Source organism: Actinocorallia aurantiaca (assembly GCF_039533685.1).
In the GTDB taxonomy this organism is placed as follows: domain Bacteria; phylum Actinomycetota; class Actinomycetes; order Streptosporangiales; family Streptosporangiaceae; genus Actinocorallia; species Actinocorallia aurantiaca.
Window position 1 is genome coordinate 1 of the sequence record NZ_BAAATZ010000036.1, and the last position, 287, is coordinate 287.

The following is a 287-nucleotide window of genomic DNA, read 5'->3' on the forward strand; positions in this document are numbered from 1 at the left end:
CGGCCGCCGCCGGCCGCCGACCGCAGCGTGCGCATCACCGTCGAGCGCGTCGACGCCGAGCCCGCCGCCCGTCCCGAGCCCGCCCAGATCGGCCCGGCCCGGCCCGCGCTGGGCCCCGCACCGGCCCCGGCACCGACCACACCCGAGAAAGGAGCGCGTTTCGTGAGCACACCCGTTAGGAGCACGCAGTACGGCGATGCGGAGCTGACCGTCTACGACGTCATCGACGCCGACGCCGACGCCGCCGAGGAGATCGCCGAGGGCGCGGTCGCCGCGGCCGCCACCGC